Annotated in this window: 15 protein-coding genes; 2 read left to right on the plus strand and 13 right to left on the minus strand. The window is 65.4% G+C overall.

Features of this window, described 5'->3' with window-relative positions; all coding sequences use genetic code 11:
* Positions 1-3: 3 nt before the first annotated feature.
* Genes AC4FIJ_RS02065 through AC4FIJ_RS02095 form a run of 7 tightly spaced genes read right to left on the minus strand, consistent with a single transcriptional unit; the run spans position 4 to position 5,743 of the window.
* Complete coding sequence (locus AC4FIJ_RS02065) at positions 4-996, minus strand: alpha-ketoacid dehydrogenase subunit beta (RefSeq protein ID WP_490335073.1); 993 nt, start codon at positions 994-996, stop codon at positions 4-6.
* 30 nt (positions 997-1,026) lie between these two features.
* Positions 1,027-2,025, minus strand: coding sequence for a thiamine pyrophosphate-dependent dehydrogenase E1 component subunit alpha (locus AC4FIJ_RS02070; protein ID WP_490335074.1), 999 nt, complete (start codon positions 2,023-2,025; stop codon positions 1,027-1,029).
* Between the two features lie 18 nt (positions 2,026-2,043).
* Entirely contained in the window at positions 2,044-3,339 is a 1,296-nt protein-coding gene (locus tag AC4FIJ_RS02075) for a M24 family metallopeptidase (protein ID WP_490335075.1), read from the minus strand.
* On the minus strand, positions 3,336-3,833 hold the full coding sequence (locus AC4FIJ_RS02080; protein WP_490335076.1) for a cupin domain-containing protein: 498 nt from the start codon (positions 3,831-3,833) through the stop codon (positions 3,336-3,338). The genes AC4FIJ_RS02075 and AC4FIJ_RS02080 overlap by 4 nt, the downstream gene beginning before the upstream one ends.
* A 46-nt stretch (positions 3,834-3,879) precedes the next feature.
* On the minus strand, positions 3,880-4,650 hold the full coding sequence (locus tag AC4FIJ_RS02085; RefSeq protein ID WP_490335077.1) for an SDR family NAD(P)-dependent oxidoreductase: 771 nt from the start codon (positions 4,648-4,650) through the stop codon (positions 3,880-3,882).
* Entirely contained in the window at positions 4,647-5,429 is a 783-nt protein-coding gene (locus tag AC4FIJ_RS02090; protein ID WP_490335078.1) for an SDR family NAD(P)-dependent oxidoreductase, read from the minus strand. Before AC4FIJ_RS02090 ends, AC4FIJ_RS02085 begins: the two co-directional genes overlap by 4 nt.
* Positions 5,426-5,743: a putative quinol monooxygenase gene (locus AC4FIJ_RS02095; RefSeq protein ID WP_490335079.1), complete on the minus strand. Its 318-nt coding sequence runs from the start codon at positions 5,741-5,743 to the stop codon at positions 5,426-5,428. The genes AC4FIJ_RS02090 and AC4FIJ_RS02095 overlap by 4 nt, the downstream gene beginning before the upstream one ends.
* Before the next feature lie 29 nt (positions 5,744-5,772).
* Here AC4FIJ_RS02095 and AC4FIJ_RS02100 point away from each other — a divergent pair, with 29 nt between their 5' ends.
* On the plus strand, positions 5,773-7,302 hold the full coding sequence (locus AC4FIJ_RS02100; protein ID WP_490335080.1) for a putative 2OG-Fe(II) oxygenase: 1,530 nt from the start codon (positions 5,773-5,775) through the stop codon (positions 7,300-7,302).
* A gap of 48 nt (positions 7,303-7,350) precedes the next feature.
* Here the strand turns inward: AC4FIJ_RS02100 and AC4FIJ_RS02105 are convergent, their stop codons facing one another.
* A complete protein-coding gene (locus AC4FIJ_RS02105; protein WP_490335081.1) occupies positions 7,351-9,735 on the minus strand; it encodes a TonB-dependent receptor in 2,385 nt (794 codons plus the stop codon).
* A 183-nt stretch (positions 9,736-9,918) separates the two neighbouring features.
* Here AC4FIJ_RS02105 and AC4FIJ_RS02110 point away from each other — a divergent pair, with 183 nt between their 5' ends.
* Positions 9,919-10,722: a TetR/AcrR family transcriptional regulator gene (locus tag AC4FIJ_RS02110; protein ID WP_446155729.1), complete on the plus strand. Its 804-nt coding sequence runs from the start codon at positions 9,919-9,921 to the stop codon at positions 10,720-10,722.
* A gap of 2 nt (positions 10,723-10,724) precedes the next feature.
* Here AC4FIJ_RS02110 and AC4FIJ_RS02115 read toward each other — a convergent pair whose 3' ends face one another.
* The 5 genes from AC4FIJ_RS02115 to AC4FIJ_RS02135 form a co-directional block, all read right to left on the minus strand.
* On the minus strand, positions 10,725-13,160 hold the full coding sequence (locus tag AC4FIJ_RS02115) for a membrane-bound PQQ-dependent dehydrogenase, glucose/quinate/shikimate family (protein WP_490335082.1): 2,436 nt from the start codon (positions 13,158-13,160) through the stop codon (positions 10,725-10,727).
* A gap of 141 nt (positions 13,161-13,301) precedes the next feature.
* Positions 13,302-13,973, minus strand: coding sequence for a hypothetical protein (locus AC4FIJ_RS02120; RefSeq protein WP_490335083.1), 672 nt, complete (start codon positions 13,971-13,973; stop codon positions 13,302-13,304).
* 67 nt (positions 13,974-14,040) lie between these two features.
* The gene (locus tag AC4FIJ_RS02125) at positions 14,041-15,039 is read right to left on the minus strand and encodes a sterol desaturase family protein (RefSeq protein ID WP_490335084.1); all 999 of its coding nucleotides are present in this window, start codon (positions 15,037-15,039) and stop codon (positions 14,041-14,043) included.
* Between the two features lie 200 nt (positions 15,040-15,239).
* Complete coding sequence (locus AC4FIJ_RS02130) at positions 15,240-16,160, minus strand: response regulator (protein WP_490335085.1); 921 nt, start codon at positions 16,158-16,160, stop codon at positions 15,240-15,242.
* A complete protein-coding gene (locus AC4FIJ_RS02135; protein WP_490335086.1) occupies positions 16,150-17,679 on the minus strand; it encodes an ATP-binding response regulator in 1,530 nt (509 codons plus the stop codon). The genes AC4FIJ_RS02130 and AC4FIJ_RS02135 overlap by 11 nt, the downstream gene beginning before the upstream one ends.
* Positions 17,680-17,704: the final 25 nt, after the last annotated feature.

Genomic DNA, 17,704 nt, shown 5'->3' on the forward strand with positions numbered 1-17,704 from the left:
CCCTCAGGCCTCGACCGGCTGTTGCGCATTCATCAGACGGCGTGCAGCCCCGACGACGCGCTCCACGCTGGGATAGAGCGGCTTTTCGATCGGCGGGCTGAACGGCAGATGCGTATCTGGCGTGGTGACACGCAGCACGGGGCCTTTCAGCGCGTCGAACGCATTCTCGGCGATATGGGCGGAAATCTCGCTCGCCGCGCTGCACGTCATGTGTGCGGGATCGACGCAGATCGCTCGGCCCGTCTTGCGCACCGATTGCAGGATCAGCTCGCGGTCCAGCGGCACCAGCGTGCGCGGATCGACCACTTCCAGCGAAATGCCTTCCTTCTCCAGCTGAGCCGCCGCCTTCAGCGCGATCGGCACCGCGCCTGCAACCGCCACGACGGTTATGTCGCTGCCTTCGCGCTTGATGTCGCCCTTGCCCAGCGGGATGATGAAGTCCGGATCGTCGGGCAGTTCGGATTTCGACATCCAGCAGGTGCTGTCTTCGAAACACAGCACCGGATCGTCGCTGCGGATCGCGGCTTTCAGCAGACCTTTCATGTCATAGGCGGTGGCCGGCGCGATAATCTTGAGCCCCGGCATGTTCATGAACATTGCATAGGGCCGATCCGAATGCTGCGCAGCATTCGAGTTGCCGTAGAACATGCACGACCGGATCACGAGCGGCAGCCGGGCCTGACCGCCATAGATGTAACGCGACTTGGCGATGATCGAGCAGATCTGGTCCATCGCGGGATAGAGGAAGGACGAGATCGTCGCGTCGATGATCGGCCGCATGCCGACCATTGCCGCGCCCGCGCCCGCGCCGATAAAGCCGTTTTCGGATATCGGCGTGTCGAGAATGCGCTCCTTGCCGAATTGCTCGACGAAATCGGTGGTGGTGCCAAAGACATTGCAGCGAATGTCCTCGCCCATCATGAACACGCTTTCGTCGCGTTCCAGTTCTTCATGCTGCGCCTGTCTGATGGCTTCCAGGAATGTGGCTTTTGCCATGGGTTTTCGCTCCACTGATTAGGGGCCGCGTCAGGCGGTCAGATGGTCGGGGACGGGCAGGCGGTCGGTGAACACGTCATCGAACGCTTCCTCCGCCTGGGGATAGTCGGCATCGCGCGCATATTTGATCGCGTCGGCGACCTCGTCGGCGGTCTCGCTCTCGATTGTGTCTAGGACGGCGGGATCGACGCCTTCTTCCTCAAGCCTCTGGCGATAGATCACCAGCGGGTCGCGGGCCTTCCATTGTTCCTCCTCACCCTGCCGGGGCGTGAGGTTGCGGCCCATGTTCACCGCGTGATCGCCATAGCGATAGGTCTTGGTCTCGACGAACACCGGGCCCTTGCCCGATCGCGCATGGTCGACCGCCTCGGTCACGGCTTTCTCGACCGCGTCCACGTCCTGTCCGTCCACGATGATCGACTTCATCGCATACGCCTTGGCGCGGTCGGCCAGATCCTTGACCGGCACCGCGTCCGCGACCGGCGTGGACATGCCATAGAGGTTGTTTTCGCACACGAAGACGGCGGGAAGGCACCATGCGGCGGCCAGATTCATCCCTTCATGCGCGGCGCCCTCGCTGGTCGCGCCGTCGCCAAAGAAACACAGCGCCACCTGCCCGGTCTTCTTCAGCTTCGCGCCCAGCGCCGCGCCTGCCGCGACCGGCACGCCCGATCCGACGATGCTCGTCTCGCCCAGACTGCCGATGGAGAAATCGGACAGGTGCATCGATCCGCCCTTGCCCTTGCAGACGCCCGATGCCTTGCCCAGCAGTTCGGCCATGAGCGGACGCAAGCTTGCGCCCTTGGCGATGGGATGGCCGTGGCTGCGATGGTTGCCGACCATATAGTCGTCATCGCGCAGCGCCATGCAGGAACCCACGCCCGAGGCCTCCATCCCCGCATAGGTGTGGAGCGCACCGGGAATCTCGCCCTGCGCATGAATTGACTCCGCCAGATCCTCGAATTGCCGGATGCGTTGCATGCGCCGGTATTTTTCAAGCTTACGGCTGTTCGATTGCGTCTCGTCCATGAATAATCCTCTCGTGGGTCAGCCGAGTGCCGCTTCGGGCTCTCTTGCAGTCTCGATCAATTGCAGGGGGGTGGCGTACATCGGCTCGGGCGCGCCGGCGGTGACCGCATAGACATTCTCCATGTGGCAGGGCCCCAGCTTCGCGCCGAAGAACAGGCTGTCTAGGCTGACCAGCATGTCCTCCTCCATCACGAAGCCCTGCTTGACGCCCGACAGGCCCGCGGCAGGGAAGGGGAGGGGGATCTCCAGCGGCATCAACCCGATGCCATGCGCCACCACCAGCAGCTTTTCAGGCGCGGCGACGCCCTTGGACTTCAGATGTTCATAGCCGATCATCGACAGCGTGCTGGTCGATACGCCGGGGCGCAGCCGGTCGACCATCATCAGGAAGGCATCGCGCAATATGTCGTGCAGGCGGCGGTAATCCTCGCTCGCGCGGCCGACGACGGCGGTGCGGTTGATGTCGATCCAGAACCCGTCGAGCACGCCCTGCGTCTCGAGGATCACGATATCGCCATCGCGCAGCGCGCGATTGCCGGTGGTGCGAAACAGGTCGGGGATGAACTCGTCATCCTCGTAACTGCCGCCGAACAGCATCGCGCCTTCGTCCACCGGCACCACGCCACCCCGAACCATGAAGTCGCAGATGCCTGCCTGCACGTCGTTCCAGTCGACACCGGGGCCCAGCAGCGACCCGGCATGGGCGATCACCCGGTCGGCCATCACACCCACCTTGCGATAGGTTTCCAGCTCCTGCGCGGTCTTCACCACGCGCACCCGCATCATCAGGTCGAGGCAATCGGCGAATTCATGCGGCAGTTTCCCCGCGATCCCGGCCGAAATGCGGTGGCTGTCGAAACCGATGTGCGTGCCCGCCATGCCGTGATCGGCCAGCGCCGCGCCGATGGCGGCGACGATGTCGCTCTGGCACTCGCCGCGGATCGCGCCTGCCAGCGCCATCGCGTCCTCGGCCAGTTGCCCGCCCTTGCGGTCGGGATCGACATAGCGGCTGACCTCGCAGAAGTTCAGCATGTCGAAGGTGCGGATCTCGTCAAAGGTGCAGGCGGGAGTATCGCGGTTCAGCACCGCGACGATGCCCAGATTGGCCTCCGGAATCACCAATATCGCGGGCTTCGCCTCGTCGGCGAAGACGATTGCCCCCGCAAACGGCTCCTGCTGGGTCCAGCGTTCGAGGATCGAGTGATAGCCCGTGGCATAGCGGACATCGTGCGGATGGGTCAGGACGACCGCGTCAAAGCCCTCCTCGGCCATCTTGGCGCGCAGTCGCGCCACGCGGGGGTTGGCATCGGTCATGCGGGCGCCCTTTCGCGGCCTGCTTCCCCTTGGGCCGCCTTCTCCTTGGCCGCCCCTTCGTTCGAAATGTCGTTGGTCATCTTTCCTTCGGACAGGTCGCGCAGGAATTCATGGTTGAAGACGAAGCGGATCTCGCCCTCCTCGCCGGTGAAGGCGACTGCGCCGTGCCCCATGAAGAGATATTCGGTGCGTTCCTTGCAATGCGCCTCGCTGTGACGCGAACCGATGGGTTCGTAGCCGTATGTGCCCTGCGGCGCGGAGCCGACGTCATAGATCAGCTCGCCCTTGGTGACGAAATATTCGCCCGGACCAAGGTGCCAGTGCGGGGCGAATGTCGCGCCCGGCTCCATTTCGACGAACAGCACCCAGTCGCCCGTTTCCGCGCTGTATCGCAGCAGGCGGATGCTGGTCCCGGTGCCCAGCATCAGCGGTTCGGTATCGTTGATATTGACGATCAGGTCGCCGGGCTTACCGGCATCGTGCTTCTGGCTCATGGTCTTCGCTCCTGTTTCGAAAATGGCGGTCACATGGTGGCGGGCATCACATTGTGGCGGTCAGGCCCTCATCGGCGGCGATCACCGCGCCGTGCAGCGCGCTGGAATGTGGGCCGAGGAGGAAGAGGATCAGGTCGGCGATCTGTTCGGGTTCCATGAAGAACTGGCGGCGCGGACTGGGGTGGCCGTCCATCAGCGCGGCGATCGCACTTTCGCCCTCGGGCGTGCGCAGGCCCGCCGTCAGCGGCGTGGCGACCGCACCCGGGCACACGCAATTGATGCGGATGCCCTTGGCGCCCAGTTCCGCGGCCAAAGTGCGCGCCAGCATGGCGACGCCCGCTTTCGACGCGCTATAGGCGCTGTCGCCCGCGCGCCCCGCGGTGCCGCTGACCGATCCGACGAAGACGATGGCACCTTCGCCCGCCTCAATCATCGCGGGCAGCACCGCATTGGCGACATAGAAATTGCCTTTGAGGTTCACGTCGACATGCCGGTCGAACAGCGACACCGGGCTTTCGGGCACCGGATTGGGCTGCCACACCGCCGCATTGTTGACGAGCAGCGTGGCTGGGCCGAGTTCGCCCGCCAGCCTTTCCACCGCGCGTTCGACCGCCGCATTGTCCGCGATGTCGAGACAGGCGAAACCGTCGATCTCGCCTGCCTCCTGCGCGCTTCGCAGGCTGTCCTCGCTCTCGTTGGACAGAACCGCCACCTTGGCGCCGCCTTCGCGCAGCATGCGTGTGACGGCGCCGCCGATACCCGATGTGCCCCCGGTGACGATGGCGGTCCGGCCTGCAAAGGGCGCATCGCCGCTCATTGCGCGGTGAACCCGCCGTCGACCACCATCGCCGACCCGTGCATGTATCCCGCATCGTCGCTGGCGAGGAAACGCACCGCCTTGGCAATATCCTCCGGCTCGGCCAGGCGGCCGATGGGGTGGGCAGGTGCCAGCCCCTCGCGCGCGGCCTCGACGCTTTCGGCAAAGCCCTCGTCGACGAAGCGCTGCATGATGTGGTCGACCATGCCGGTGTTGACCCCGCTGGGATGCACCGAATTGACGCGGATCTTGTAGCCGAGCGCCGAAAACTCCAGCGCCGCCGCCTTGGTCAGCATGGTCACCGCCGCCTTGGACGCGCAATAGCCGGTGTGCAGCGGCGACCCGATCAGCCCCGCGACCGAGGCGATGTTCACGATGGCAGCGCCGTGCGGCAGCTTCTCGCCGCTGCGCTTCATCAGCTGCGCGGCGATCTTGGTGCCAAGGAACGGCCCCTCGACATTGACCGCCATCTGCTTCTTCCAGTCGGCGAGCGAGGTATTCTCCAGCTTTTCGACCACCACGATGCCCGCGACGTGGACAAGGATGTCCAGCTGGCCGTGCTCCGCCTCGATCGCGCCGATCACGCGCGACCATGCGGCCTCGTCGGTAACGTCGAGCTGGTGGTATTCGGCAACGCCGGTGCCGTCGCTGGTGCTTTCCGGAATATCCGCGCCGATCACATGCGCGCCCGCGCCTGCCAGCGTGCGGGCGATTTCCGATCCGATCCCGCCGGTCGATCCGGTGACAAGGGCGATCCGCCCGTCGAGCGCGCCGGTCATTGCATCTCTCCCATCCGGGCGAAGCTGCCGAGCGGTTCGCATTCGCGGATCACCGGCTCACCGTCGAGGCAGGCCCAGCCTTCCTCCGACATGGCGAGGTGGTAGGGCATGTTGGCATGCCGTTCCTTCGCGGCTTCGTCGGCGAAGACTTCCACGAAGTGAAAGCGGTTCGCATCGTCGCGGTCGCGCAGCACCTGGAACACCAGCGTATCGGGTTCGCCGGCGTGCACATCCTTGCGCAGCTGCGTTATCAGCTCGGCAAAGCGTTCGGCCTTGTCGGGCTTGACGCGGACGGTCATGAGTATGGCAATCATGAAAAGCAGATCCCTTCGATGGTGAAAACATGCCGGTGAGAGGCGAAATACTGGCCGATGCCGTGGCGGCGCTGCGCGGCGGCGATACCGCAAGGGCGCTGGCGCTGGCCGACGGCCTGCTGGCGAGAGATGGCAGCGATCCCGACGCGCTGACGGTGCGCGGCATGGCGCTGCAGGCCCGAGGCGCGGTGCAGGACGCGATCGCCGCGATGCGCGCCGCCCATGCCGCCGATCCGGCCAATCCGGCGCGCGCGGTCAATCTGGGGCTGGCCTTGAAGGCGGGCGGTCTGCACGACGAAGCCGTTGTCATGCTGCAGCAGGCGGTCGCAGCACGGCCGCAGCATGCGCCCGGCCTTGCCAATCTCGGCTCCTGCCTGATTGCGGCGGATCAGGCCGAGGAAGCGGTGGGCGTTCTCGAACGCGCGGTGGCGCTGTCCGGGCAGGACGCCGGCGCACAAAACAATCTCGGCGTCGCGCTGGCGCGCTGCGGCCGCGATGGGGAAGCGCTGGGGCGCTATGATGCGGCGCTCGCTTTGAAGCCCGCTTTCCACGAGGCGCGGCTCAATCGCGCCGATGCGCTGCACCGGCTGGGAAGGGCGGGGGAGGCGCTGCGCGAGGCGCAGGCGGTGCTGGATGCCGTTCCCGGCCATCCGCGCGCCGCCAATGTCGCGGGCATGGCCTGCGAGGCCTTGGGAGAGCACGAGGGGGCCATCGCGATCTGGCGCGATGCGCTGGACCGGCAGCCCAGCCATCCGGTTGGCGTCAATCTGATGCGCCTGCTGCTGAAACTGGGGCGCGAGGACGAGGTGCCGCCCATCGCGGACCGCTTGCTCGCCGCCGCGCCGGGCAGCACCACGCCGCTCGCCTATCTCGCCGCCGCGCTCGACCGCGCGGGGGAGGGGGCTGCGCTGGACGCATTGTGCGAAATCGAGCGTTTCGTGCGCATCATCGACATCACGCCGCCTGCCGGTTTCGCGACGGTGGACGCGTTCGGCGCCGCGCTCGAGGGTGAGTTGCGAGCGCATCCCTCGCTGACCTTCGAACCCGAAGGCCTCGTCACGCGCAAGGGGCGGCAGAGCGGCGAACTGGCCGATGCGGACACCCCGGCCATTGCGGCTCTGGCTGACATCGCCCGCACCGCGCTGGCGGAACACGCAGAGGCGATCGGAGAGGGTCCGGCGCATCCCTTTGCCGATGCACGGCCCGAAGGCTGGAGCCTGACCCTGTGGGGCACGCTGCTGACCCCCGGCGGCGCGGTGGAGCCGCATATCCACGCCCCCAACTGGCTGTCGGGCGTCTATTACCCCGCCGCCATCACGGCGGACGACAGCGACGAAGGCGCCTTCGCCATCGGTCCGCTGCCCGAAGAGCTGGGCGGTGGCGGCACCGCGCGCGTGATCCGGCCAAGGGCCGGGCGCATGATCCTGTTTCCCTCGTTCCTGTGGCACGGCACGCTGCCATTCAGCGGGGGGGGCGAACGCATCAGCCTTGCGTTCGACATGGTGCCCGATGGGGTGGGCCGCCCGCACCGCCTGCCGCCCAGGGCGACAAGGCCCTGAACGAGCAGGAAGAGCGGACAGCCCGGGGGAGAGACGCAAGGCCATCGGTCAGTAGTTGATCCAAAGCTCCACGCCGTAAGAGCGGGGCGGGGCGTAATTGGTGAAGTTGAACAGGCCCGCGACCGAATTGGCGGAGACGCGATAGGTCTCGTCCAGCAGGTTGCGGCCATAGAGCGACACGCGCAGTCCGGACGGATCGGTCCAGTTGATTGACGCCCCGACCAGCGTGCGGGCCTGGCCCTGCGTGAAGGGGGCGTTCAGCGTGACCGATTCAAATTCCGACTGGTAGTTGATGTCGGCGCCGATATCGATCTCGCCGAAATCGAACGGCGGGAACTGATATCTCGCGGTGCCGCCCACGGTCCATTCGGGCACATTGCGCAGGCCAAGCCCCGATGCATCGTCATTGGTCCCGTCGCCGTCGATATCGGTCAGGAATTCGAGATATTTGGCCTTTTGCCAGCCCAGCGAGGCACCGAGCGTCAGCCCCTCGACCGGCACGGCGCTGCCTTCGACCTCAAGGCCGTAAACCTCGGCCTTGCCCGCGTTGGTGGTGCGGGTTTCCTGCCCCGGCAGGCCGGTGATCGGATCGGTGAAGGGCACCACCGCGTCGCGCTGAAGGTCGTTGTACTTCACATAGAAGCCCGCGACGTTCAGCCGCGCGCGCCGGTCTGCCGTCTCGGTCTTGAAGCCCAGTTCGAAGCTGTCGGCGGTCTCTTCCTCGAACGGCAGGGCGGAGGTCGCCGACATCGCCTGTTCGTTGTATCCGCCCGACTTGTAGCCCTGGCTATAGGTGAAGTAGTTGTTGATATTGGGCGATATTTCCCAGCGATAGCCGGCGCGGATGGTCGGCTTTTCAAACTTGTCCGAATCCGAATATTCGGGCCAGAACCCCGTCTCGATGATCGAACGGCGCACCTGCGGGCGGACGGAAAAGCTCTTTTCCTCGACCGTGTAGCGTGCCCCGAAGAACACGGCGAAGGGATCGCTGATGTTGTATTCCGCTTCGCCGAACGCGGCATAGCTGTCGACCTTGTAGTCGGCGGTGGACTGGTTGGGATCGCTCAGCGCGGTCGGATCGCCCAGGAAACGCAGGAAGCCGAGGAAGCTGGTCGCCCGCGCATCGAGCGTCTGGCCCCAGTACATGCCGCCGACGGTGAACTTGAACCGGTCCGAGAAGTCCGAGCTGAAGCGCGTTTCAAAGCTGTATTGCTCGCGCACGTCGTTGCGGGTGGACACGAACAGATAGGCGTTTTCGCCCGTGTAGTCCGACGGCAGGATCGACTTCACCCGGCGGTAACCGCCCACCGCGGTGATCGAACCCAGCCCCGGCATGTTATGCTCGCCGCGCAGATAGGCGCCGTCGACGTCGATGCGGTGGCCCAGCAGCGTGCCGGGGCAGGTCGCGGCGTCGATGTCGCCTTCGCACAGCGTGGTGCCGGTGTCGAACGGGTCGGTCCCGTCGGTCTGGATCCCTTCGAAGCCCACGACGTCGAACAGGAAACCCGGCGGCGTTTCATTGACCGACGGCGGCGAATCCCCGCGGTCGCGCAGAAATTCATAGGTCAGCATGAATTCGGTATCGGGCGTCGCTTCCCAGAGCAGCTTTGCCCGCGCGTTGAAATAGCGGGTGCCGCCGAAATTTTCGCCCGTCGCACGCCGGCCCTGCGGCTCGTCGACATCGTTGTTCTTGGTGAGCTTGTAATAGCCGTCGCTTTCCTGGAACGAACCGGCGAAGCGGAAATACAGCCCGTCGGTGATCGGCAGGTTGAGCGAGGCCTTCACGTCCTTGGTGTCGAAGCTGGAATAGCCCAGCCGGATCTGCCCGCCGAGCGTGGTCTCAGGCCGCTTGGTGATGACATTGACCACGCCGCCCACGGTGTTCTTGCCGAACAATGTGCCTTGCGGTCCGCGCAGCACCTCGATCCGTTCGACGTCGAACAGGTCAAACAGCTGGGTCTGGACGTGGGCCAGCACGAAATCGTCGACCACCACGCCCACGGCGGGTTCGAAGGTCAGGATGATGTCGCCAGTCGACTGGCCTCGAATGCCGATGGAGGCCGCGTTGAAGCCGGGCACATTGGTGATGACCACGTTGGGCACATCGCCCGCCAGTGCGCGGATGTCGGCGGCGAACTTGTTGTCGATCGCCTGCGAGGTGAAAGCTGTGACCGCGACGGGCGTTTCCTGCAGCGATTCCGACACGCGCCTTGCGGTGACGACGATTTCCTCCAGCCCCGTGGCCTGTCCCTGTTGTGCGGTCGGGGAAGGGGTGGGGGCAGCGGGGTCGAGCGCGCCGGGATCCGCAGGCATGTCCTGCGATGGCGGGGGCGCATCGTCCGTCTGGGCCAGCGCGGTCGTGCTGGCTGAACAAAACAGGCCTGCAATGGCCAAGCGCAAGGCGCAACTCGTCTGTTGGCGGAATCCACCCATCGGCTTTCCCTCTCCATGTTTCCGTTCGCTGTTTTGACTGCGAATCGGTTTCGTGATCGCCATCGTTGGGCGATGAGGACAAAAGAACATGGATAATCATTTTTACCAAGCGAAAAACAAACATTTATGTTTTTTTCTTGGGCGGCTTCCTTCGAAAACCGCAGAACGCTAAGGTTTTCGCTTATGGCCAAAATCACGCCTGAACCGGTCGAGACTGCCGAGACACAGCTTCACGTGACGCGAAGCGGTGCATCGCGCCGCGTGCCGCGCCGCTACACCAGCCCCGCGATGGCCGAACGGCGGCAACGCATCATCGATTGCGCGCACCGCCTGCTGGGCGAGGCGGGGGCCGAGGGCATGACCATCGCCCGCCTGTGCCGCGAGGCGGAGGTGGCGCCGCGCACGATCTATCGCCTGTTCACCGACAAGGACGGGGTGATCTTCGCCACCGTCGCCGACCGCATGCGCGAGGTGCGTAGCGTGATCGCGCGCAAGAACCGCACCTATACGCTGGACGTGGTGTTCGACGAGCTGGACTGGATGGTCAGCGAGATGGAGCGCGACACCGAATATGCGCGGGTCGCGATCGGCTTCAACTTCGCGCTGAACCCCCGGACGGCCGAGGTTCGCGAATTGCGTTCGGTCGCCTATAACCGGTTCCGCAACTGGCTGGATCTGCAGATAGAGGCTGGGCATACGCGCGCCGATCTCGACCTGGAAAGGCTGGCGCAGCGGCACGTGGTCAGCGAGTTCCTCGTCTATCGCCGCTGGGCGATCGAGATCACCGACAGCGCCGCCTGCCGCATCGAATTGCGCTGCGCCTTCCTGCAAAGCGCCGCCGTGGTGCTGACGGGCGAGGCGCAGGAGATGGCGCTGCGCCAGCTGGCCGAATATCACGCCAAGCTGGGCATGTCCGAGATCGGCGCCGCCGCCTCCACCAACCGCGCCGAGCGCGACGCGGGCGAGGACTTCGTCGGCCGCGCCTGATCCTATCGCGAGGTTGGCGCGTCCTGCGCTGCTCCATCGGGCAGGGCAAAGGCCATCAGGTAATCTCCCGGCGTCGAGCCGAGGAATCCGTGCCCTCCCGCCGCGATCACGACGAATTGCCGCCCGCTGCGCGGTGACACGAAGGTCATCGGCGTCGCCTGTCCCCCTGCGGGCAGGCGTCCGCGCCACAGCTCTTGCCCCGTTCTGGTGTCGAACGCGCGCAGATAATCGTCCAGCGTCGCCGCGATCAGCGTGACGCCGCCGCCGGTCGTGACCGGCCCACCCAGGTTGAAGATACCGGGCACCGCGATGCCCATGGGCGCGATATCCTCCGATGTGCCAAGCGGCCTCTGCCACGCGACCGTGCGGTCGGCCAGGTCGATGGCCGTCAGCTGTCCCCATGGCGGCGTAGTGCAGGGGATGCCCAGCGGCGAAACCATCGGCTCCATCGTCAGCGCATAGGGCGTACCCTCCTGCGGCAGCATGCCGGCGGTATGGGCATTACCCGCCTCTTGCCCCGCCATCGCGGCGCGGTCATGCAGCGTCACGACCTGCGGAATGGCCGATGAGTTCACCACCATCAGCCCGCGCGCCGCATCCACGCTGACGCTGCCCCAGTTCAGCATGCCGAAGATGCCCGGATATTGCAGCGCCCCGCGCGTCGAGGGCGGCGTGAAATCGCCCCGATAATCCAGCGAGCGATAACGGATCCGGCACCACAGCTGGTCGATCGGCGTCGCGCCCCACATGTCGGCCTCGCGCAGGGCGGCGGGGATCAGCGAGGGAAAGCCGGTCTGATAGGGCTGCGTCGCCGCATATCGTTCGCCCGGAACATTGCCTTGCGGCGCGGGCCGTTCCTCGATCCCCGTCAGCGGGGTGCCGTCGCGCCGGTCGAGGATGAAGATCTCGCCCCGCTTCGTCGGCACGGCGACCGCGGGCACCATGCCCGAGGCGGTGGGCATGTCGAACAGCACTGGCTGCGCGGGCACGTCATAATCCCACAGATCGTGCCGTGTGGTCTGGAAATGCCAGCGCACCCGCCCGGTCGCCGCATCCAGCGCCACGACCGAACTGGCATAGCGTTCCAACTCCGCGCTGCGATGCATGCCGACATGATCGGGTGTCGCATTGCCGGTGGGCACATAGACAAGGCCCAGTTCGGGATCCGCGCTCAGCACGCTCCACGCATTGGGCGAGGCGGGGGTATAGGTTTCGCCCTCCGCCAGCGGGGGCGCATCGTCGGGGCGGCCAGAATCCCACGCCCACAGCATCCGCCCCGTGGTGACATCGAACGCGCGGACCACGCCCGAGGGATCGTTCGTCTTGAAATTGTCGCGGACATAGCCGCCGAGCACTGCGGTATCGCCGATGATGACCGGCGGCGAGGTGGTATAGGTCGCCCCCTCGTCGAATTCGCCCAGCCCATCGAGCAGCGAAACGGTGCCATTGTCGCCGAAACCCGGGCAGGGGCGTCCGGTCCGAAGGTCGAGCGCCAGCAGCCGCCCGTCGACCGCCGTGCTGAGCACCCGGCTCGCGCAAAGCCCGCCCGTTTCGCGCGCGCCAGTGCCATCGACGCTGGCGCGGTGCACCGAAACGCCGCGGCAGTTCAGCATCTGCGCCGCGCCGAATTCGGACTTCGGATCGTGCCGCCAGACCTGCCGCCCGCTATCGGGATTGAGCGCCACCACTGCTCCGATGGGCGTGCAGAACACCAGCAGATCGTCCACCATCAGCGGCGTGACCATGAAGGACATCGGCTGCGCGATATCGGGCCGCGCGGCATTGCTGTCGCCGGTGCGGTAACGCCACGCCTCGGTCATGGAGGCGACATTCGCGGGGGTGATCAGCGCGGCGGGAGAATGGCGCGTTCCGGCAGCGTCGCGGCCATAGGCGGTCCATTCCGTGTCGCTGTCCGTCGCCGCCATCAATCGCGGCGTGTCGCTGTACGCAGGATCGCCCAATGCCGGACCCGACGCCAGATAGCTGCCGCCAAGAGCCAGCAGCGCGGCAAGCCCGGCCCCGAACACGGCCCAGCTGCCAAGGCGGGCGCGCGGACCGCCGATCGCGCGTCCCACGAAGGGCAGCGCAAGCAGCAGCGCCAGCACGGCAGGACCCGCCAGTCGCGGCAGCAGGGCCCAGAATTGAAAACCCACCTCGACCAGCGCCCAGACCAGCGTAGCGATCAGGAAAATGGCATATAGCAGCCGCGCATATCCGCTGCGCCGTAGCGCAAGCAGACCCGCAGCAAACAGGACGACGCCCGCGATCAGGTAATAGGGCGATCCGTCCAGCGTGACGAGCCGCGCCCCGCCAGCGCCCAGCAATAATCCCAGCAGGATGAACAGACCCGCGACGGCGTAACGCAAGACCGCGCTGAACATAGGCATCTCCCCCTCGTCCGCCGATGTTCCGGCGTGACGGCAGAGAAAATGGATCATGCATTATCGTTTTTGCAAGCGAAATCTTCGCGCGAGGACCGGCGCAAACGAAGACGGCCGGGCGATCAGGTCCGCCGCGGCCGCTCGTTCAAATGCGAATTGTGAAGCAGGCGCCCGGCAAGGGCGCGATGGCGGGTCAGGTCAGAAGGACAACATGCGCGAGCCGGTCTCGCCCTCGGCATCCTTTTTGTTCTGTCCCTTGTCGTCGCCGATCCCGTGCAGCCGCTTGCGGAACAGCGACTTGATCAGCCGGTCCTCAAGGATGCGGCCACCAAGATAGAGCGCGACGAACAGTCCCGCGAAGACATAGGCCGGCGTGGGGGAGGGGCCTTCTTCCTCGTCCTCTGCGCCAGGGCCGTCGATCTCGGGGGCCGGTGCGCCAAGCGCCTTGTCGATCACATTCTGCGGCAGTTCGATCGTTTCCTTCTCGTCCTCTTCCTCGGCACCGGCTTCCGCGGCGGCGGATGCCTTTTCCCATTCGCCGATCTGTATGTTCAGCTGGGCGAACGCCAGGAACAGCAGCGGGGCAAGGAAGCAATAGAGCAGTGCGCGACTGGCCATGCGATAGCGCAGGAAGGAGCCGCCCGGTGCGTCCACGATCTGCAACACGCCGCGGTCGAAGATCGACATCTTGTCCTGCGCTTCCTGATCCTTCTTTTCGAAGGTCAGCGTGTCGCCCGATCTCTCGTGCGTCGTGCCGCTCTTCAGGAACAGCGGCATCAGCCTGTCATAGGCCTCGTCATGCGTCTGGTTCGGCGCAAGCGGGACGCTGCCCCGGATGTGCCAGATGTGATCGAAGAACGGAAATTTCACGTGTTATCCTGACCCAAGAGGAAACCGGTGGGGTGCCCGCAGGAGAGGGCCTGCGGGCACCGGACCGTCATTCGGCGGGCACTGCGGCCGGTTCGGGCGGCGGTTCACCCCGGCCAAGGCGCGCCTTTATCGACTTCCATCCCTCGGTGAAGGGGAAGGTCATCGTCTCGCGGATCGACATGGGACGGCCGCCCTCCATGCCAAGCAGTTCCGCTTCGCCATCGATGCAGGTTCCGAACATGCGGTCGATGATGATCCAGGTTCCGGAATAATTGCTGCGGCTCGCCTCATAGTCTTGCGAATGGTGGACGCTGTGGTGCTCGGTCGTGTTGAAGGTGAACCTCCACCAGCGCGGCGTGTTGAACCGCACGTTGATGTGCTGATAGATCGACACGGTCAGCCCCAGCGTGCCCGCCAGCAGGAAGGCGCGCGGCATGAAGTCGAAGAACCCGCCGATGCCGAGACCGATCAGGAACAGCTCGATCGGGTTGCCGACGGCGCCCTTGTTGATGTTGAGCTGCGTGATGTAGTGGTGAGGCGCATGGGTCAGCCACAGCGGGTACCAGTTGTGCATCCCGCGATGCATCCAGTACTGGCCGAAATCGAAGATGAAGGAGATCAGCACCGCCTGCAGCAGCAGCGGCATCGCCATGAACCAGGCGAACTTCTCCCAAGCGAAGGAATCCTGCACCCAGCCGATGATCGCGCCCGCGCCGATATAGCTTTCGATCATGTTGACCAGCGTATAGCCGATGCCGACATAGAACAGGTCGGTCGCCAGTTCCTTCCACGTCAGCCGCCAGCTGTCGTGGCGCGGGTTCACCCATTCCAGGCCCAGCAGCAGGACCTTGAACGCGATGCCAAGGGCGATCGCGGTCGATGCGGTCGCGATGGAATTGGGCGCATAATACCAGAACAGCACCAGCGCCACCAACATGGTGGGCTGAAACCAGGTGAAGACGAAACGCTTCACCGGTCCGCCCTCGACCTTGGGAATGTTTTCCCAGCCGACGGTGACCGGCGCATCGGCACCGATAATCCTGTTTCCTACGCGCGTTCCGTTCATGTCGCCCTTTCGTGTCCTACTGGCTCATCGATTGAATGCGGCCGGTCGTGCGGACTTCGTTCCATTCACGTCCGACCAGTGCGGCATTGCTTCGTAATACGGGGTTGGACCCGTGCGCAGTAAGTGTCCAAATGACGTAGGTTTAAGGGCTTGTATCACCCGATTGCGGCCATTCTCGGGCTGGTTTGCGCGGGCCCCAATCATCCCGAAATGATCCTGACGGCGGTGGCGGTGGCGGCCGCCCGCGTTTCGACCCCCAGCTTGATGAATATCTGCTGCAGATGCTTGTTCACCGTGCGCGGGCTGATGCCCAGAATTTCGCTGATCGACCGGTTCGATTTGCCATAGCTGACCCACAGCAGCACTTCGGCCTCGCGCTGGGTCAGGCCGCCGTGTTTCTGCAGGCTGGCAATCTCGGCCCCTTCGCGGATCTCGGTCATGCGGATCAGCGTCTCGCCGTTCCGATCGGTTTCGACTGCGGCGATCTCGATGTCGAAATCGTCGAACTTGGCGCGGATCGACTGGGCGGGATTAAGCGGTTCGTGCAGCAGGCGCTGAACCGGCACGGCGATGGCAGAGGGGAGGCGGGGCGCGTCCTCGTTCCATTGCGGATCGACGCGCGACAGCAGCTTGCCCGCCTGCGGCGTGCACCACAGCACCTTGCCGTCCGCGTCCAGCCCGACGAGGTGCCGGCCCGCCCCGTCCAGCGCAAGGCGCGAGCGATGCGCGATGCGCGCATTGTTCAGATGCACGCGGATCCGGGCCAGCAGCTCCTCGATCACGATGGGCTTGCGAATGTAATCGACGCCGCCGGTTTCCAGCGCGGTTATCGCATGTTCGGATTCGGTCAGCCCGGTCATGAAGATCACGGGCACGAAGGCCATAGCGGGGTCGCGCTTGATCCGGCGCGTGGTCTCGAACCCGCTGAGGCCGGGCATCACCGCGTCCATCAGGATCAGGTCGGGCGTGACCTCTGCCAGAAGTTCGATGGCCGCCTCGCCGCTGGTGGCGACCAGCGCGGTCATGCCTTCGTGTTCCAGCGTGTCGACCAGCAGGCTCAGCGAATCCGGCGTGTCGTCGACGACGAGGATGCGGTCCTTGCGGTCTTCTTCAGGCGGCATCGTTCTGCGCCGATTGTGCCAGGGCCCTCAGGCCCTTGAGGTCGAAAGAATCGAGACACGCCCGCATCTCGTCGATCACCGGCAGGCCATCCGGATGCAGCGCCGCGATGGAATCGATGCACCCTTCGACGCCGCGCACATTGCCCGTGCGCAGCAGCCGGTCGATTTCTGCCAGATGGGGCCGCGCCCCCGGCACCAGCATCCGGCGCGCGGCGGCAGGCGCTTCGTCGCCGCCAGCCTTCGAACCCGTCCATTCGATCCACAATTGCGCGGATACGACATCAAGCAAGGCGCTGAATTCGAAGGGTTTCAGCAGGAACATGTCATTCGCCATGCTGCCGTCGCCGCCCTGATGCTGTTCATGCGCATTGGCCGACAGCATCACGATCCGCATCACCGTACCATGCGCCGCGCGCAGCGCCTCGGCCACGTCCCAGCCCGATTGTCCCGGCATCTCGATGTCCAGCAGGACGAGGTCGGGCAGGTTTTCAGCGGCGATTTCCAGCGCCTCGTCGCCATTGGCGGCGGTCAGCATGGTAAAGCCTAGCGGCTCCAGCAGGCCGACCAGCAGATCGCGCTGCGTCTCGTCATCGTCGGCGACGAGGATCGTGCGGCGGCGGCCCGAATAGCCGGTGATGACCCGCGCGGGCGTGGTGTCCGCCGGATGCGACTGCGGCTGCGACAGCATCAGCCGCACGGTAAAGCAACTGCCCTTGCCGGGCTCGCTCTCCACCCGGATTTCGCCGCCCATCACATGCACCAGCGCCTGCGTGATCGACAGGCCCAGCCCGACTCCGCTGCGGTCCAGCCCGGCCTGATGGCTGCGGCTGTGGAACGGGTCGTAGATGTGGTCGATATCCTCCGAAGCGATGCCGATGCCGGTATCGGCGACTTCGAAAGTGGCCAGATCGTTGCGATAGCGCACCGTCATCATGACCTCGCCCGCATCGGTGAACTTGATCGCGTTCGACAGCAGGTTGATCAGCACCTGCCGCAAACGCTTCTGGTCGCCGCGCACGAATTCGGGCAGCGCGCCGGGCCGTTCGACGCGAAACGCGACCCCCTTCGCCTGCGCCTGCGGAGCGAACATGTCCTCAAGCTGTTCGACCAGCGCCGGAAAGCGGATCGTCTCGCGCTGCAGCCGGAACGCGCCGCTTTCGACATGCGACAGGTCGAGCAGACCTTCGACGAGGCTGGCGAGATGTTCGGAACTGCGGCGAATGATCCGCGCGGCATGCAGCGCGCCCTGCCCCTCGTTCCGCTCCAGCAATTGCGCATAGCCGTAGATCGAATTGAGCGGCGAGCGGATTTCATGGCTGGCGCTGGCAAGGAAGCGGCTCTTCGCCTCGTTCGCGGCGGTGGCGGCGCCCAGCGCGCGTTCCATGGTGGCGCGCTCGGCCTCGATCCGCTCGATATCCTCGATCAGCGCGCGATATTCCTCGCTTGCGCCCGCGTCCGGCCCGGCAGCGTCAAGCCGCCGCGCCGCCCATGCCCGCAACCGGCCAAGCGCGTCCGCCATCACGAATGTCCGCCCGTGCGGCGAA

It is taken from the genome of Croceicoccus sp. (assembly GCF_983967925.1).

Coding starts and splice junctions, on each gene's coding strand:
- AC4FIJ_RS02125 (WP_490335084.1), bottom strand. CDS start 15,039: ATGAACGGAACGCGCGTAGGAAACAGGATTATCGGTGCCGATGCGCCG.
- AC4FIJ_RS02090 (WP_490335078.1), bottom strand. CDS start 5,429: ATGACCGGCGCGCTCGACGGGCGGATCGCCCTTGTCACCGGATCGACC.
- AC4FIJ_RS02070 (WP_490335074.1), bottom strand. CDS start 2,025: ATGGACGAGACGCAATCGAACAGCCGTAAGCTTGAAAAATACCGGCGC.
- AC4FIJ_RS02100 (WP_490335080.1), top strand. CDS start 5,773: ATGCCGGTGAGAGGCGAAATACTGGCCGATGCCGTGGCGGCGCTGCGC.
- AC4FIJ_RS02075 (WP_490335075.1), bottom strand. CDS start 3,339: ATGACCGATGCCAACCCCCGCGTGGCGCGACTGCGCGCCAAGATGGCC.
- AC4FIJ_RS02065 (WP_490335073.1), bottom strand. CDS start 996: ATGGCAAAAGCCACATTCCTGGAAGCCATCAGACAGGCGCAGCATGAA.
- AC4FIJ_RS02110 (WP_446155729.1), top strand. CDS start 9,919: ATGGCCAAAATCACGCCTGAACCGGTCGAGACTGCCGAGACACAGCTT.
- AC4FIJ_RS02105 (WP_490335081.1), bottom strand. CDS start 9,735: ATGGGTGGATTCCGCCAACAGACGAGTTGCGCCTTGCGCTTGGCCATT.
- AC4FIJ_RS02130 (WP_490335085.1), bottom strand. CDS start 16,160: ATGCCGCCTGAAGAAGACCGCAAGGACCGCATCCTCGTCGTCGACGAC.
- AC4FIJ_RS02095 (WP_490335079.1), bottom strand. CDS start 5,743: ATGATTGCCATACTCATGACCGTCCGCGTCAAGCCCGACAAGGCCGAA.
- AC4FIJ_RS02115 (WP_490335082.1), bottom strand. CDS start 13,160: ATGATCCATTTTCTCTGCCGTCACGCCGGAACATCGGCGGACGAGGGG.
- AC4FIJ_RS02085 (WP_490335077.1), bottom strand. CDS start 4,650: ATGAGCGGCGATGCGCCCTTTGCAGGCCGGACCGCCATCGTCACCGGG.
- AC4FIJ_RS02135 (WP_490335086.1), bottom strand. CDS start 17,679: ATGGCGGACGCGCTTGGCCGGTTGCGGGCATGGGCGGCGCGGCGGCTT.
- AC4FIJ_RS02080 (WP_490335076.1), bottom strand. CDS start 3,833: ATGAGCCAGAAGCACGATGCCGGTAAGCCCGGCGACCTGATCGTCAAT.